Genomic DNA, 15,475 nt, shown 5'->3' with positions numbered 1-15,475 from the left:
GATGAAGCTGATCATCCTCGATCGGGACGGCGTGATCAACCACGACTCGCCGGACTTCATCAAGTCGCCCGCCGAATGGATCCCGATTCCGGGATCGCTGGAGGCGATCGCCCGCCTGAACCAGTCGGGTTACCGCGTGGTGATCGCGTCCAACCAGTCCGGCATCGCGCGCGAACTGTTCGACATGACTGTGCTGAACGCGATCCACCACAAGCTGCACACGCTGGCGCAGCAGGCGGGCGCGGAGATCGAGGCGATCTTCTTCTGCCCGCACTCGGCGGCGGACGGCTGCGACTGCCGCAAGCCCAAGCCCGGCATGTTCGCCGAGATCGCCAAGCGCTACCAGGTCAACCTGAAAGGCGTGCCGACCGTGGGCGACTCGCTGCGCGACCTGCAGGCCGGCTTCGTCAGCGGCTGCGCGCCCTACCTGGTCCTCACCGGCAAGGGCGAGAAAACCCAGGCCACCGGCGGCCTGCCGCCCGGCACCCAGGTCTTCCCCGACCTCGCGGCGATGGTCGACCATCTGCTGAAAGTCCCGGCGCCGCACGCGGCAAGTTAACTAGAATTATTGGAGAGCCGCATTGCGCAACACCGTTCCGTTCCTTCGTTCCCTGCTGTTCACCGTCATCATGGCCGTGGCGACCATCGTCTGGTCCTTCGTCTGCATGCTGGTGGCGCCGCTGCCCTATAACAAACGCTACTGGGTGGTCTCGCGCTGGAACGTGTTCATCATCTGGTGCGCCAAGGCCATTTGCGGCATCGAATACGAGATCAAGGGCCGGGAAAACTTCCCGGACGCGCCGGCGATCGTGCTGTCGAAGCACCAGTCGGCGTGGGAGACCATCTTCCTGCTGGCGAACCTGCCGCGCCCCCTGGTGTTCGTGTTCAAGAAGGAGATCCTGTACATCCCCTTCTTCGGCTGGGGCATCGCCATGCTGCGCATGATCCCGATCGACCGCAAGCAGGGCAAGCACGCCTTCAAGCAGGTGGTCGCGCACGGCAAACGCCGCCTGAAGGACGGCCAATGGATTATCATGTTCCCGGAAGGCACCCGCATCCCTGTGGGCCGGAAGGGCAAGTACAAGAGCGGCGGCACGCGCCTGGCGGTGGACACCGGCGCGGTGGTGGTGCCGATCGCGCTGAACTCGGGCGAGTGCTGGCCGAAGAATTCGTTTATCAAGAAGCCCGGCAAGGTGACGGTTTCCGTCGGCAAGCCGATACCCTCGGAGGGGCGCACCCCGGACGAGTTGATGGAGCAGGTGGAACAGTGGATAGAATCAGAAATGCGCGTCATTTCGCCCCACGCCTACAGCGCTGGCTAGACGACCTGGCCACCGCCGCCCGACCGGCGGCCAGCCAGGCGGACGAGGGGCAGCTGGACTTGTTCGGCGAAAGCACGCCGGGGCAGGTCGCATCCCGTCCGGCCGCCAACGCGCCGGCCATGCATCCCCCCGCCGTTCCCGCGCCGTCCACATGGCAGGCGCCCCGCCCCCCGCTTCCAGCCCATACTCCGCCGTCCACCGCCGCTCCATCCTCCGCCGTCCCCGCAGTCTCCCGCCCCCCCGACACCGCGCAGCCACTGGCGCCGCCCACCGCCGCGCATGGCTCGGCCATGCCGCAGGCCGGGCGCGGCGCCGCGCCACCGGGCCAGCAGGCCTGGTCGGCCCCCGCCGATGGCGGCGCCGCGCCGGGCGCCCATCTGCTGCGCCCCCCGCCGGTGCCGCTGCGCGCGCCCGAGCCGCCGAAGGCGCCTCCGCACGACGGCCTGCCGCGCCGCCAGTTGATGGTGGCCGGCTATGTGCTGGAATACTCGCTGCGGCGCTCCACGCGCCACTCGATCGGCTTCATGATCGACGACGACGGCCTGCGCGTGACGGCGCCCAAGCGCGTGAGCATCGCCGAAATCGACAACGCCATCCGCGCCAAGCAGAACTGGATACTGAGCAAACTGGAGGAGCGCCGCGAACGCCGCGCCGCGCGGCTGCGGAAGCCGCCCGTCGAATGGGTGGACGGCACCTCCCTGCCCTACCTGGGCGGCGAGCTGAAACTGCGCCTGTACACGGCCACCCGCAATCGCAGCGACTACAATCCGGACACGCGCGAGCTGCACATGGGCCTGGTCCAGGGCGCCACCGAGACGCTGCTGAAGGAACGCGTGAAATCGTGGATGCGGCAGCAGGCCGAAGGCCTGTTCCAGCAGCGGCTGGACCTGTACGCGGCGCGCCTGGGCGTGCAATACAGCGGCTTCGCGCTGTCGTCGGCCGGCACGCGCTGGGGTTCGTGCACGGTGCAGCGCGTGATCCGGCTGAACTGGAAGCTGATCCACTTCTCGCTGCCGCTGATCGACTACGTGGTGGCGCACGAGCTGGCGCACATCCTGGAGATGAACCACAGCCCGCGCTTCTGGGCGCAGGTGGGCCGCATCTATCCGGCCTACGAGGAAGCCAAGGCGCTGCTGCGCCGGCGCGCCCAGGAACTGCCGGTGCTGTTCGGCTGATCCCTTTCGGGCCCGGTCTACGCCGCCGGGCCGGACTGCGGGCGCATCGCGCTCCGCAACTCATCCACCTTGCGCCGCAGGCCCTCGAGGAAGCGGGCGGAAACGCCGTCGTCGCACTCGTTGCGGTCGTGGCCCGTAAACCACGCGTCCGGCCGCACCATGGCCGGATCGCGGTCCGCCGCCCCTATTCCCTGCTTCACCGTCTTGAAGTATTCAAGGCTCTGGGTGACGTAGTGGTTGATCCTGAACTTGCCATAGGACGGCGCCAGCCCCGGGTCGTTCAGCATGGGCGTCGTCATGGGCCGCAGCAGCTCGTCGTAGGTGCCGTTCGGCGTGGCGAAGATGTGGGAGCCCACGCAGTGGACGGGCTGGCCGCCGCGCACGATGGATTTGATATGGCGGTTGGGCCCGAAGGCGGCGTCGCTGTGGCGCGGGTAGTTCTCCATGACGAGGCCTTCCGGCTCGGTGGCGTGGCCGCTGCTGCCATAACAGACCCAGTAGACGCCCAGGGCGGACAACGGATGGTTCTCGTATTCCGCGAGGGTCTCGGCCATGCCCGCATGGGCGGTCGGGAACAGGAACTCGTCGCCGTCGATGAAGGCCATCCAGTCGATGTCGGCGTTGTGCGCGTTCCAGGCGTGCTGGTAGGCGGCCAGCTGGGGCTTGTCGTCGGAGTCGAGCGCGTAGACCGTGATCGGATAGTGGCGCGCCAATTGCACCAGCGTCTCGCGCATGCCGTCGTCGGTTTTGTGGCAGTAGATGAAGAAACGGTTGAAACCCACCAGCATGTGAAAGGCCAGCCACTCGACGATCCAGGGATTGCGGTTGCGCTGGATCGAGGTGACCGCCAATCTCACGCCGCGCCCCTCTCCGGCAGCAGCGACGGCAGCAGCGACAGGGTGCGCGCCGTGGCGCCGCGGTGGTGGTTGGCGAAGGCCAGGGCGTGCCGGCCCATCGCCGCGCGCGCCTCCGCGTCCGACAGCAGGCGCGCGGCGGCGCGCATCAGGGCGTCGGCGTCGTCGGCGCGTTCGGCGCCGCCCTCGCGCAGGCAGTCCTCGGTGGCCTGGGCGAAGTTGAAGGTGTGCGGGCCGACCAGGACCGGCTTGCCCAGCGCGGCCGGCTCGATCAGGTTCTGCCCGCCCAGCGGCAGCAGGCTGCCGCCGATGAAGGCGATGTCGCACACCGAATAGTAGGCGAACATTTCGCCCATGGAGTCGCCCAGCATGACTCGCGTGGCGGGCCCGATGGCGGCGCCCGGCGCGGTCAGCGCGCCGCGGCGCTGCACCGGCAGGCCGCGCGCCGCGACCATCTGCTCCACCGCGTCGAAACGCTGCGGATGGCGCGGCACGATCAGCAGCAGCACGTCCGGCGGCAGGGCGTCCCGCGCGCGCTGGAAGGCGTCCAGTATCAGTTCCTCCTCGCCCTCGCGGGTGCTGGCGCACAGCAGCACGGGGCGCGCGCCGATCTGCGCGCGCAGGCGGGCGCCGGTGGACAGCGCCGCCGGCGGCACCACCACGTCGAATTTGATGCTGCCGGTGACGGCCACTTCTCGCGCGCCCAGCGAGCGCACGCGCTCGGCGTCCGCCTCGGTCTGCGCGGCCACCAGCGCGATGCCGCCCGCGGCCTGCCGCATCAGCGCGCCCAGGCGCCGGGCCTTGCGCAGCGAGCGCTCGGACAGGCGGGCGTTGGCCAGCATCACGGGCACTTTCGCGCGTCCGCATTCGGCGATCAGCGTGGGCCACACCTCGGTCTCCATCAGGATGCAGATGCGCGGCTCGAAATGCTTGATGAAACGGCGCACCATGCTGGCCGTGTCGTAAGGCAGGTAGGATTGCGCGACGCGCGCGCCGTGCTTGCCGAACAGCTGCTTGCCGGTGGCGCGGCCGGTGGGCGTCATGTGCGTGAGGACGATGCGGCTGAGGGGATAGTCCTTCAGCAGGGCCTCCACCAACGGCTCGGCGGCGCGGGTCTCGCCCACCGACACGGCGTGCACCCAGATGGTGTGCGGCTCGTCGTTGGCTGCGCGGCGGCCGTACAGGCCGAGGCGTTCGTTCCAGTGGCGGCGGTAACCCGGCTCCTGGCGGCCGCGCAGCCACAGCCGGCCCAGCACCAGGGGCATGGCCAGCCACCACATGAGGGAGTAGAGGCGCAGCATGGTCAGGGCGACTTGCGGCTCGGGATCCCCGCCTGCGCGGGGACGACCAGGCTGCGGGCGGCGGCCAGGACCTCGGCCACCGATGGCGGCGCGCCCCGGTCGCCCAGGTTGATGATTTTCGGCGACCAGTTGCCTTCGGTTTTCCAGCGCGGCGAATCGGCGTAGATTTCCACCGTGGGGCGCGTGAAGGCGGCCGCGATGTGGGTCAGGCCGGTGTCCACGCCGATCGCCAGCGCGGCGTGGCGCGCCAGCAGCACCGCGTCGCCCATGGACAGCTTGGGCAGCACGCGCGCGTTCGGCAGGCTGGCGGCCAGCGCCTCGGCCTCGGCCTTCTCCTTGGGCGAGCCCCAGGGCAGCAGGATGGTCGTCGGCGCCAGCGCGGCGCCCAGTTCTATCCAGTTGGCGGGCGCCCATTTCTTGGCGTCGCGCGCGGTGCCGTGGAAGTACACGGCGTAGGGACCGGCCGGCATCCAGTCTGGACGGGGATCGGATGGCGAGAAAGGCGGGGCGTCCGGCAGGCCGAAGTCGGCCGGCGTGTCCACCTTGTAGCCCAGCGCCGCGCCCACCACCAGGCGGCCGCGCGCCACCGCGTGCGTGCGCGGGTCGAGCGGAACGCTCCTGGTGTGGAACAGGCGCGAGACGCCCTCGTAGCCCGAGCCTTCGCTGCCGTTGGCCAGGCCCACCTTCTGCCCGCCCTTCACCACCCGGGCCGCGCCCATGATGATGCCGGTCTTGAGCAGGCCCTGGGTGTCGAACACGTAGTCGTAGCGCTGCGCGCGCAGCGTGGCGAAGAAGGCCTTGATCTCGGCGCGCGTGGCCCGCTCGCGCAGGCTTTTGCGCCAGCGCCGCAGCGCGAACGGGATGATGTTGCGCACCCGCCCGTTCAGCCGCACCAGGCTGGTGTAGCCCTCCTCCACCACCCAGTCGATATTGGCGTCCGGGTAGTGGCGCGCGATGTCGGCCACGATGGGCATGTTGTGCAGCACGTCGCCCAGCGACGAGACGCGCACCAGCAGGATGTTCAGTGGCGTCGCGGCGCCGGCGCTGCCCATGGCCATCAGAACGGCAGTTCGGCGTCCGGCTTGGCGGCCAGGATCACGCTCTTGAACTGGCCCTGGATGCGCTCCAGCGCGGCCGGGTTCTCGGCCTCGAAGCGCATCACGATCACCGGCGTGGTGTTCGAGGAGCGCGCCAGGCCGAAGCCGTCGGCGTATTCCACGCGCAGGCCGTCGATGGTGATGATGCGCTCGTGGCCGGGGAACACGGCGTCGCTGCGCAGCTTGTCCATCAGTGTGAAGTTCTCGCCCTCCGCCAGGTGCAGGTGCAGCTCCGGCGTGCTGTCGGACTGCGGCAGGGAGTTCAGCAGGGCCGACGGATCGGCCTCGCGGGTCAGGATCTCCAGCATGCGCGCGCCCGAGTACAGGCCGTCGTCGAAGCCGTACCAGCGGTCCTTGAAGAAGATGTGGCCGCTCATCTCGCCGCCCAGCGGGGCGCCGGTTTCCTTCAGCTTGGCCTTCACCAGCGAGTGGCCGGTCTTGTACATCAGCGGCTGGCCGCCGCACTTGGCGATCCACGGCGCCAGGTGGCGCGTGCATTTCACGTCGTACAGGATCTGCTCGCCCGGATGGCGGGTCAGCACGTCCTGCGCGAACAGCATCATCTGGCGGTCCGGGTAGATGATCTGGCCGTCCTTGGTGACGATGCCCAGGCGGTCGCCGTCGCCGTCGAAGGCCAGGCCGATCTCGGCGTCGGTCTCTTGCAGGCAGCGGATCAGGTCTTGCAGGTTTTCCGGATGCGCGGGATCGGGGTGGTGGTTGGGGAAGGTGCCGTCCACTTCGCAGAACAGCTCGATCACTTCGCAGCCCATGCCGCGATACAGGTCGCCGGCGAAGGCGCCGGCCACGCCGTTGCCGCAGTCCACGGCGATCTTGATCGGGCGGGAAATCTTCACGTCGCCGATGATGCGCTCCAGGTAGGCGGCGCGGATGTCGTGGGTGGCGTAGCCGCCGGGAACGGCGGCGAGCTTGTCGGCGTCGGCGAGGATGCTGTCGTACAGGCCGGTGATGGCCTCGCCGTGGATGGCCTCGCCGGCCAGCACCATCTTGAAGCCGTTGTAGTCCGGCGGATTGTGGCTGCCGGTGACCATGATGCCCGAGGCCGCGCCCAGCACGTTGGTGCCGAAATAGACCATCGGCGTGGCGACCACGCCCAGGTCGATCACGTCCATGCCGGCCGACTGCAGGCCCCGCGCCAGCGCGGCGGACAGCTCGGGGCCGGACAGGCGGCCGTCGCGGCCGATCACCACCTTGCGCTCGCCCTTGGCGGCGGCGGCCAGGCCGAAGGCGTGGCCGATCTGTTTGGCGACGCCGGCGTCCAGCGTTTTACCGATGATGCCGCGGATATCGTAAGCTTTGAAAATCGACTTGGAGAGGGTAACCATATGTGCGTGCGTGATTGTGCGTGCGGAACCGCTGCCGGGCGCGTGGCGCCAGCCGGTGGCGGAAACGGGTGGGTGGAACGGGAATGCCGGTGGTGGCAAAAACGCCGGGAACTACCGATATAGATATAGTAAGGGCGATACCCGCGGCAGGCAAGCTCCGCGAACCTCGAAAAACCTACTGCGCGTTGCACTGTCGACCTGCGATGCTCGCTGTACTCTCGTACAGCTGCGCCTCTCGGTCAACATTGCCGCCGCTCGCTACGGTTTTTCAAGGTCCGCTTTTGAGCGCCCGCCCGCCGCGGCCGGGGGCTGGATCAGCCCTGGATGCGCAGGCCGTCGAGGGACTTGCCGGCGTCGACCCAGTCCTTGACCCACTTCGGTTGGCGGCCGCGGCCGGTCCATTGCTGCGAGGCGTCGGCCGGGTTGCGGTAGCGCGCGGCGACGCTGCCGCCGCCATTGGCGCCCTTGGCGCGCGGCTGGGCGCTGGCGATCAATTCCTGCACCGGCACGCCGACGCTTTTGGCGATCGCCAGAATCTGCTCGCGCGCTTTGGCTTTATCATCGCTTTCGCGCTTGACGAGTTCGCGCTTCACCTGTTCCTGCAGATCGCGCAATTGGGCGGCGGACATATTCGACAGATCCATGGGTATCCTTTAAAAGAGTGAATGAAGATGCTGCCAGAATATACTACAAAGCGCGGATTTTTTTAATGTTTCTTATGCCGTATCATCCAACGCGGCGCCTTGAATCGCACAATGCGCACATATAACCAGATGTAGCTCACCATGAATAACAGGCAGAATCCCATCAGCAGCGTGGTATTACGCCAGAACATGGTGGCCGGTATCACGGCCATCAGCGAAAACATCCACAGATACGGCGACGTCAATGAATTGCGACGCAATAAGGCGCGGCCTTCCTTGCGGCCCACCGCCCATTGCACCACGCGGCGGAATATCAGGCTGTGCAAATGGATACCGTCCGGCATGGCTGGGGATTTTCCACGAATAAACATCCTGCGGTAGGCGGAAAACAGGGTTTCAAACGCCGGATAGATCAGCAGCAGCGCCGCGTACCAGGTCGACACCTGCGGATTGCGGATCACCAGCAGCAGCGCCAGCTCGCCCAGCATGAAGCCGATGAAATAGGCGCCGCCATCGCCCAGGAAGATCAGGCCCACCGGGTAATTCCAGATCAGGAAGCCGGCCGTGGCGCCCGCCACCATCAGCGCGGCCACCAATACGAACATGTCGTTCACCTGCAGCGCGACATAACCCAGCGACAGCAGCATGCAAATGGTGACCACGCTGGCCAGGCCATTAAATCCGTCGATGATATTAATCGCGTTGGCGATGCCGGCCACGGCCAGCACGGTCACCGGCAATGCCAGCCATATCCAGGTGATCGGCAGGACGGAGAAAGGCAGGTCCAGGCGGTCTATTTTGGCGTCGAGCAGGAAATAGGCGAGCAAGGCCGCCATCATCGTCAATACCAGGCGGCGCGCGGCGCTCACGCGGCCGGTGTAATCCTCGACGATGCCGCCGGTGAATGCGACGGTGGCGCAGGCCATCAGCGACAACATCCAACTGGTCATGGCGGGCACCCGCCAAATGGAAATGCAGGCGGCGATCGCCACCGCGAAGAATATCGACAGGCCGCCGATGCGCGCCACCGAATGCGCGTGCACTTTCTGCACGCCGCCGAAATCGGCGTCAAGCGCGGGGCCGTGCAATTTCACTTCCTTTATGACCAGCAGGGTCAACAAGGCGGAAGCGATAAAGCTCACTAGAAATGAAAACATTGTTTTTTATCAATACAGGTCCGGAGCGCAGGCTTGCGGCACGATCAGAATCGGACGGGGGAGGCGCCCCGGCAATGCGCGGGCAAGATTCTAGCAAATGCCGCCGCGCCCGCCCCGCCGAGCTTACCATTCGATACAAAACGCTCAGCGCAGGCAGAGTTCCAGCGCGCTCTTCCAATCGGGCAGCTGGCAGAAGCGCTCGATCAGCTTTTGAGACGACAGCGCCGAATAATGCGGCCGTTTGGCCGGCACCGGATATTCGGCGCTGGTGATCGGCACTAGGCGGCAATCGATGCCCGCCAGTTCGGTGATGGCCCGGGTGAAGTCGAACCAGGTGGTCTGGCCCTGGCTGCTCAGGTGGTAGACGCCGCTGTTTTCCCGCCACCAGTCGCCGCCGTCCTTGCGCGCCATGGCGTTGGCCAGCACGAGGGCCGTGGTGTCGGCGATGGTGCGGCTCCAGGTGGGCGCGCCGTGCTGGTCGGCCACGATGCGCAACTCGTCGCGCTCGCGCGCCAGCTTGAGCATGGTCAGCAGGAAGTTCTTGCCGCGCATGCCGTACACCCAGCTGGTGCGGAAGATCAGGTGCGGCACGCCGCTGGCGGCGATGGCCTGTTCGCCGGCCAGCTTGCTGGCGCCGTACACGTTGATGGGGCCGGTGGCGTCGGTCTCCACGCGCGGCGCCGGATCGTCGCCGGGAAACACGTAGTCGGTCGAATAGTGGACCAGGGCGGCGCCCAGTTTTTTCGCCTCCTCCGCCATCACGGCGGGCGCCTCGGCGTTGACGCGGTACGCCAGCTCCGGCTCGCTTTCGGCCTTGTCCACCGCCGTGTAGGCGGCCGGATTGACGATCAGCCCGGGCCGGACCTCGCGGATCACCGCACGCACCCGGTCCAGGTCGGCCAGGTCCATGCGCGAGCGGTCGACCGCCACCACCTGGCCCAGCCCCTGCAGGGAACGCTCGAGCTCGTAACCCACCTGGCCGGTGCAGCCGGTCAGCAGGATTTTCATGGATACACCTCGGCCTGCGACAGGGGCAGGGCCAGCTTGTCCTTGCCGGACAGCAGCGGCTCGCCGTCCAGTGGCCAGGCGATGCCCAGCGCGGGATCGTTCCACAACAGCGAACGCTCGAACTCGGGCGCGTAGTAATCGGTGGTCTTGTACAGGAATTCGGCGTGCTCGCTGGTGACCAGGAAGCCGTGCGCGAAGCCGGCCGGTATCCACAGCTGGCGCTTGTTCGCGGCCGACAGCTCCAGCCCGTAGGACTGGCCGAAGGTGGGCGAACTCTTGCGCAGGTCGACCGCGATGTCGTACACGGCGCCCTCGGTCACGCGCACCAGCTTGCCCTGCGCCTGCTGGATCTGGTAGTGCAGGCCGCGCAGCACGCCCTTGGCCGAGCGCGAATGGTTGTCCTGCACGAAGTCGGCGTCCACGCCGGTCAGCTCGGCGAACCGGCGGGCGTTGAAACTCTCATAGAAAAAACCGCGCTCGTCGCCGAACACCTTCGGCTCGATCACAAACAGGCCGGCGAGCGGCGTAGCAATGACATTCATCGTGGAATTACCTTGTCTTCCAATATCTGCAGCAGATATTGGCCATAATTGTTTTTCTTCAGCGGCTCGGCCAGCTTGCGCAGCTGGGCCGCGTCGATATAGCCCTTGCGGTAGGCGATCTCTTCCGGGCAAGCCACTTTCAGGCCCTGGCGCCGTTCGATGGTGGCGATGAACTGCGAGGCGTCCAGCAGCGACTCGTGGGTGCCGGTGTCCAGCCAGGCCATGCCGCGGCCCATCAGTTCCACGTTCAGCTCCTGGCGCTCCAGGTAGACCCGGTTCACGTCCGTGATCTCCAGCTCGCCGCGCGCCGACGGCTTGATGGCGGCGGCGATGTCGCACACCTGGTGGTCGTAGAAATACAGGCCGGTCACCGCGTAGTTCGATTTCGGCACGGCCGGCTTTTCCTCGATGCTGACCGCGCGCCGCTGGCCGTCGAACTCGACCACGCCGTAGCGTTCCGGATCGTGCACGTGGTAGGCGAACACGGTGGCGCCGTCGGTGCGCTCGGCGGCGCTGCGCAGCAGCGCGTCCAGGTCGTTGCCGTAATAAATGTTGTCGCCCAGGATGAGCGCGGACGGCGCGTCGCCGACGAATTCGCGGCCGATGATGAAGGCCTGCGCCAGCCCGTCCGGCGACGGCTGCACCGCGTAGCTCAGCTCCAGGCCCCATTGGCTACCGTCGCCCAGCAGCTCCTTGAAGCGCGGCGTGTCCTGCGGCGTCGAAATGATGAGGATTTCGCGCATGCCGGCCAGCATCAGCACCGTCAGCGGATGGTAGATCATCGGCTTGTCGTAGATCGGCAGCAGCTGCTTGGAGACCGCCATCGTGATCGGGTACAGGCGGGTGCCGGAACCGCCGGCCAGGATGATGCCCTTACGGTTGGGTACGGCAGATACGTTGCTGGTCATCACGCTTCCCGGTTGAAGTAATTGGTTTCCACCCATTTGGCGTAGGCGCCGGACTGCACGTCGGCCACCCAGGCCTGGTTGTCCAGATACCATTGCACGGTTTTCTTGATGCCGGACTGGAAGGTCTCGGCCGGTTTCCAGCCCAGTTCGCGCTCCAGCTTGCGCGCGTCGATGGCGTAGCGGCGGTCGTGGCCGGGACGGTCCTTGACGAACGTGATCTGGTCGCGGTAGCTGCCGGCCGCCTTCGGCTTCAGCTGGTCCAGCATGTCGCACAGCGTGTGCACCACGTCCAGGTTGGCCATCTCGTTCCAGCCGCCCACGTTGTAGGTCTCGCCAAGGCGGCCCGCCTCCAGCACGCGGCGGATCGCCATGCAATGGTCGCTGACGTACAGCCAGTCGCGCACCTGCTGGCCGTCGCCGTAGATCGGCAGCGGCTTGCCGGCCTGCGCGTTGGCGATGATCAGCGGGATCAGCTTTTCCGGGAAGTGGTAGGGACCGTAATTGTTCGAGCAATTGGTGGTCAGCGTGGGGAAACCGTAGGTGTGGTGGTAGGAGCGCACCAGGTGGTCGGACGCCGCCTTGGACGCCGAGTACGGGCTGTTCGGCGCGTAGGGCGTGGTTTCGCTGAAGGGCGCATCGTCCGGCCCCAGCGTGCCGTACACTTCGTCGGTCGACACGTGCAGGAAGCGGAAGGCGCCGCGCTCGGCCTCCGGCAGCCCGTTCCAGTAGGCGCGGGCCGCCTCCAGCAGGCTGAAGGTGCCGTTGATGTTGGTCTGGATGAACTCGCCGGGGCCGTGGATGGAACGGTCCACGTGGCTTTCCGCGGCGAAATGCACGATCGCGCGCGGCTTGTGCTGCTGCAGCAGGGCGGCCACCTGGGCCTGGTCGCAAATGTCGCCGCGCACGAAGACATGGCGCGCATCCTGTTTCAGGGACGCCAGGTTGTTCAGATTGCCGGCGTAGGTCAGCTTGTCGAAATTGACCACGGGCTCATCCGATTGCGCCAGCCAATCGAGTACGAAATTGGACCCGATAAAACCCGCACCACCTGTAACAAAGATCATTTAACATCCTTGGCTGCAATTAATCATGCTTGTTATTCTATGTGAAACTCGCACCGGATCGGGGAAATAATGCGCTCAAACGCGACGCCATGGCGCCACAAACCATGAAAACATACGTTATAGGGGACCTGCAGGGCTGCCACGACCAGACCGTCGCGCTGGTGGAACGAATCCTGGCGGAGGAGGCCGAGACGCCGTCCATCCTGTTCACGGGAGACCTGATCAACCGCGGACCGGACTCGCTGGCCACGCTGCGCTACGTGTACGCGCTGGCGCGGGCCAGCAGCGGCCTGGTGGACACCGTGCTGGGCAACCACGACCTGCACCTGCTGGCGGTGGCCAACGGCATCCGCCCGGCGCACGATTCCGACACGCTCAGCCACATCCTGGAGGCGCAGGACGGCCCCGCGCTGATGGACTGGCTGCGCACGCGGCCGATGGCGATCCACCGCGGCGGCCACCTGCTGGTGCACGGCGGCGTGCTGCCGCAATGGGACGCGGACCAGGCGATGGCGCTGGCGGGCGAGGTGGAGGCGGCGCTGCGCGGGCCGGACTGGGCCGGTTTCCTGGCGCACATGTACGGCAACCAGCCGGCCGCCTGGCACGACGGCCTGGAGGGCGCGGAACGGCTGCGCTGCATCGTCAACGCGCTGACGCGGCTGCGCTTTTGCACGGCCGGCGGCGTGATGGATTTCAAGATGAAGGAAAGCGCCAAGGCCGACCCGGCCAGCGGCCTGATGCCGTGGTTCGAGGTGCCCGGCCGCCGCACGCAGGACGTGACGGTGGTGTTCGGCCACTGGTCGGCGCTGGGCCTGATGCTGCGGCCGCGCCTGATCGCGCTGGACACCGGCTGCGTGTGGGGCGGCTACCTGTCCGCCGTGTGCCTGGAGGACCGCTCGCTGATGCAGGTGCAGTGCCCGGAATACCGGGCCCACGCCGGCAAGGCCTAGTATTGGCGCGGCGCCACGCCCAGCGCGCCGGCGATGGCGTCGTGCGCGGCCTGCGCCAGTTCCCGGCGGTGGGCGCCGTCGGCGTCGATCGCCGGCAGGCTGTGCAGGCGCGCGCGCACCGGCTTGCCGCCCAGGATGGCCACCACGCTTTGCGCGAACGTCATCTCGCCGAGGAATTCCACTGCCGGGTGCGGCGCGCCGTCCCGGTCCACATAGCTGAGCGCGAATGGCTGCACCATCACCTTGGCGTCCACCGCCGCCTCGAACAGGTTGGCGTGGAAGGGCAGCACGGTGCCCTGCGGCGCGGTGGTGCCCTCCGGGAAGAAGGCCACGCGCTCGCCCGCCTGCAGGCTGTGCACCAGCCCCTTGAAGATATGGCGCAGGTCGCGCCGGTTGCCGCGCGCGATGAACACGGTGCCGGCCTTGTCCACCAGCCAGCCGGCCAGCGGCCAGTCGCGGATCTCCGCCTTGGCCACGAAGCGGCAGGGATAGAGCGCGTCGATGACGAAGATGTCCAGCCACGAGACGTGGTTGGCCACCACCATCGCGTGCCCCAGCGGCTCGACGCCGCCGGGCGCCACCTCGACGCTGACGTTGCAGATTTTCAAAAGACGGCGCGACCAGCGCAGGATGTGGCCGTTGCGGGCCGCGGTCCCTATCCAGGGAAACACGACGGCGCACACCGCCATGCCGTAAAACATATGCAGGACGAGCCGCGCCAGGCGGAAGATAAGCAAAAAAAAACCTCGCGATGTCTTGTCAGAACCACATCGGTGTCAGGCACCGATGTGGACATTTGGTGGACATTTCTTACTGGAATCAGCGCGCGTTGCGCTCGTAGGCGACGTGGCCGGCGACGATGGTCGCTTGCACCTGGCCCGCCAGCTCGTAGCCGAGGAAGGGGGTGTGCTTGCCCTGGCTGGCCAGCGCGCCGCCCTCGACGGTCCAGCGCGCGGCCGGGTCGAACACGCAGACGTCGGCCACGCTGCCCACGCCCAGCTGGCCGGCATTCAGGCCGGCCACGCGCGCGGCGTCGGCGCTGATGCGGCTGACGGCCAGCGCCAGCTTGCCGCCGGCGTAGTCGTCCGACCATTTCAGCGCCAGCGACAGCAGCAGTTCCAGGCCTGTGGCGCCGGGCGAGGCCTCGCCGAAGGGCAGCAACTTCTCGTCGTCGTCGACCGGGGTGTGGTCGGAGCAGATCGCGTCCACCGTGCCGTCCAGCAGGCCGGCGCGGATCGCGTCGCGGTCGCGCTGGCTGCGGAACGGCGGCGTGACGCGCGCGTTGGGGTCGAAGAAGCCGATGTCGGCGTCGGTCAGGTGGATGTGGTGGGCGCCCACGTCGCAAGTGACGGGCAGGCCCTCGGCCTTGGCCGCGCGCACCAGTTCCAGCCCGGCGGCGGACGACAAGCGGCACAGGTGCACGCGCGCGCCGGTGGCGCGCATCAGTTCGAAGATGGTGTGCAGCGCGATGGTCTCGGCCATCACCGGCACGCCGGACAGGCCCAGGCGCGAGGCCAGCGGGCCGGCGTGGGCGACGCCGCCGCGGCCGATGTGCGCGTCCTGCGCGCGCAGCCACACGGTGAAGCCGTAGGTCTTAGCGTACTGCATGGCGCGCAGCAGCACGGTGGTGTCCTCGATCGGCTCCTCGGCCTGCGAGAAGCCGATGCAGCCGGACTCGGTCAGCTCGGCCATCTCGGTCAGCGCCTTGCCCTTCAGGCCCATGGTCAGCGCGCCCAGCGGGTGCACGTGGGCCTGGTTCAGGCGGCGCGCGCGGTGCTTCAGCATCTCCACCAGGCCCGGCTCGTCGAGCACGGGGTCGGTGTCCGGCGGGCACACCAGGCTGGTGACGCCGCCCTGCATGGCGGCCTGCATTTCCGAGTCCAGCGTGGCCTTGTATTCGTAGCCCGGCTCGCGCAGGCGGGCCGACAGGTCGACCAGGCCGGGGGCGACCACCAGGCCGCTGGCGTCAATGGTGCGCCCGGCCTTGAAGTCCGCCGGGGCGGCGCCCACGCCGGCCACCTTGCCGTCCACGATGTACAGGTCCCGCACGGCGTCCACGCCGTTGGCCGGGTCGATCACGCGGCCGTTTTTGATCAGTAAGTTCATGCTT

The 15,475-nt window shown here is 67.5% G+C and carries 16 protein-coding genes; 4 read left to right on the top strand and 12 right to left on the bottom strand.

Translation table 11 applies throughout. The features are described 5' to 3' along the window. Position 1: 1 nt before the first annotated feature. The 3 genes from gmhB (at position 2) to BM436_RS25985 (ending at position 2,497) form a co-directional block, all read left to right on the top strand. The gene (gene gmhB, locus BM436_RS25995) at positions 2 to 559 is read left to right on the top strand and encodes a D-glycero-beta-D-manno-heptose 1,7-bisphosphate 7-phosphatase (protein ID WP_093558467.1); all 558 of its coding nucleotides are present in this window, start codon (positions 2 to 4) and stop codon (positions 557 to 559) included. A gap of 70 nt (positions 560 to 629) precedes the next feature. Further along, a complete protein-coding gene (locus BM436_RS25990) occupies positions 630 to 1,322 on the top strand; it encodes a lysophospholipid acyltransferase family protein (protein WP_093558466.1) in 693 nt (230 codons plus the stop codon). Then, positions 1,268 to 2,497 (top strand): M48 family metallopeptidase, encoded by a 1,230-nt coding sequence (locus BM436_RS25985; RefSeq protein WP_229490726.1) that lies wholly within the window; start codon positions 1,268 to 1,270, stop codon positions 2,495 to 2,497. The genes BM436_RS25990 and BM436_RS25985 overlap by 55 nt, the downstream gene beginning before the upstream one ends. Before the next feature lie 17 nt (positions 2,498 to 2,514). On the opposite strand, the gene BM436_RS25980 is transcribed toward BM436_RS25985, so the two are convergent. The 10 genes from BM436_RS25980 to rfbB form a co-directional block, all read right to left on the bottom strand. Then, the gene (locus tag BM436_RS25980; RefSeq protein WP_093558435.1) at positions 2,515 to 3,354 is read right to left on the bottom strand and encodes a glycosyltransferase family 92 protein; all 840 of its coding nucleotides are present in this window, start codon (positions 3,352 to 3,354) and stop codon (positions 2,515 to 2,517) included. Then, entirely contained in the window at positions 3,351 to 4,652 is a 1,302-nt protein-coding gene (gene waaA / locus BM436_RS25975) for a lipid IV(A) 3-deoxy-D-manno-octulosonic acid transferase (protein WP_093558434.1), read from the bottom strand. Before waaA ends, BM436_RS25980 begins: the two co-directional genes overlap by 4 nt. A gap of 2 nt (positions 4,653 to 4,654) precedes the next feature. After that, positions 4,655 to 5,704, bottom strand: coding sequence for a lipopolysaccharide heptosyltransferase I (gene waaC / locus BM436_RS25970; RefSeq protein ID WP_093558464.1), 1,050 nt, complete (start codon positions 5,702 to 5,704; stop codon positions 4,655 to 4,657). Between the two features lie 5 nt (positions 5,705 to 5,709). After that, positions 5,710 to 7,092: a phosphomannomutase/phosphoglucomutase gene (locus BM436_RS25965; protein WP_093558433.1), complete on the bottom strand. Its 1,383-nt coding sequence runs from the start codon at positions 7,090 to 7,092 to the stop codon at positions 5,710 to 5,712. Between the two features lie 314 nt (positions 7,093 to 7,406). After that, entirely contained in the window at positions 7,407 to 7,736 is a 330-nt protein-coding gene (locus BM436_RS25960) for an H-NS histone family protein (RefSeq protein ID WP_093558432.1), read from the bottom strand. Between the two features lie 62 nt (positions 7,737 to 7,798). Then, positions 7,799 to 8,893 (bottom strand): MraY family glycosyltransferase, encoded by a 1,095-nt coding sequence (locus BM436_RS25955; RefSeq protein ID WP_093558431.1) that lies wholly within the window; start codon positions 8,891 to 8,893, stop codon positions 7,799 to 7,801. Positions 8,894 to 9,037: 144 nt separating this feature from the next. Further along, positions 9,038 to 9,901 carry a dTDP-4-dehydrorhamnose reductase gene (rfbD, locus tag BM436_RS25950; RefSeq protein ID WP_093558430.1) on the bottom strand — a complete coding sequence of 288 codons (864 nt, stop codon included), beginning with the start codon at positions 9,899 to 9,901 and terminating at the stop codon, positions 9,038 to 9,040. Further along, on the bottom strand, positions 9,898 to 10,443 hold the full coding sequence (gene rfbC, locus BM436_RS25945; protein ID WP_093558429.1) for a dTDP-4-dehydrorhamnose 3,5-epimerase: 546 nt from the start codon (positions 10,441 to 10,443) through the stop codon (positions 9,898 to 9,900). The genes rfbD and rfbC overlap by 4 nt, the downstream gene beginning before the upstream one ends. Then, positions 10,440 to 11,351: a glucose-1-phosphate thymidylyltransferase RfbA gene (gene rfbA / locus BM436_RS25940; RefSeq protein ID WP_093558428.1), complete on the bottom strand. Its 912-nt coding sequence runs from the start codon at positions 11,349 to 11,351 to the stop codon at positions 10,440 to 10,442. Before rfbA ends, rfbC begins: the two co-directional genes overlap by 4 nt. Beyond that, the gene (rfbB, locus tag BM436_RS25935; RefSeq protein WP_093558427.1) at positions 11,351 to 12,415 is read right to left on the bottom strand and encodes a dTDP-glucose 4,6-dehydratase; all 1,065 of its coding nucleotides are present in this window, start codon (positions 12,413 to 12,415) and stop codon (positions 11,351 to 11,353) included. Before rfbB ends, rfbA begins: the two co-directional genes overlap by 1 nt. Before the next feature lie 104 nt (positions 12,416 to 12,519). On the opposite strand from rfbB, the gene BM436_RS25930 reads away from it, so the two are divergent. Continuing rightward, a complete protein-coding gene (locus tag BM436_RS25930) occupies positions 12,520 to 13,365 on the top strand; it encodes a symmetrical bis(5'-nucleosyl)-tetraphosphatase (protein WP_093558426.1) in 846 nt (281 codons plus the stop codon). On the opposite strand, the gene BM436_RS25925 is transcribed toward BM436_RS25930, so the two are convergent. Continuing rightward, a complete protein-coding gene (locus tag BM436_RS25925) occupies positions 13,362 to 14,066 on the bottom strand; it encodes a lysophospholipid acyltransferase family protein (protein ID WP_093558425.1) in 705 nt (234 codons plus the stop codon). The two genes, BM436_RS25930 and BM436_RS25925, sit on opposite strands and share 4 nt — an antisense overlap. A 118-nt stretch (positions 14,067 to 14,184) precedes the next feature. Continuing rightward, entirely contained in the window at positions 14,185 to 15,471 is a 1,287-nt protein-coding gene (locus BM436_RS25920) for a dihydroorotase (protein ID WP_093558463.1), read from the bottom strand. Positions 15,472 to 15,475: the final 4 nt, after the last annotated feature.

This window comes from Pseudoduganella namucuonensis (assembly GCF_900116645.1).
Taxonomy (GTDB): Bacteria; Pseudomonadota; Gammaproteobacteria; order Burkholderiales; family Burkholderiaceae_D; genus Rugamonas; species Rugamonas namucuonensis.
The sequence above is the reverse complement of the archived record's forward strand: the minus strand, read 5'-3'. Positions and strand labels throughout refer to the sequence as shown.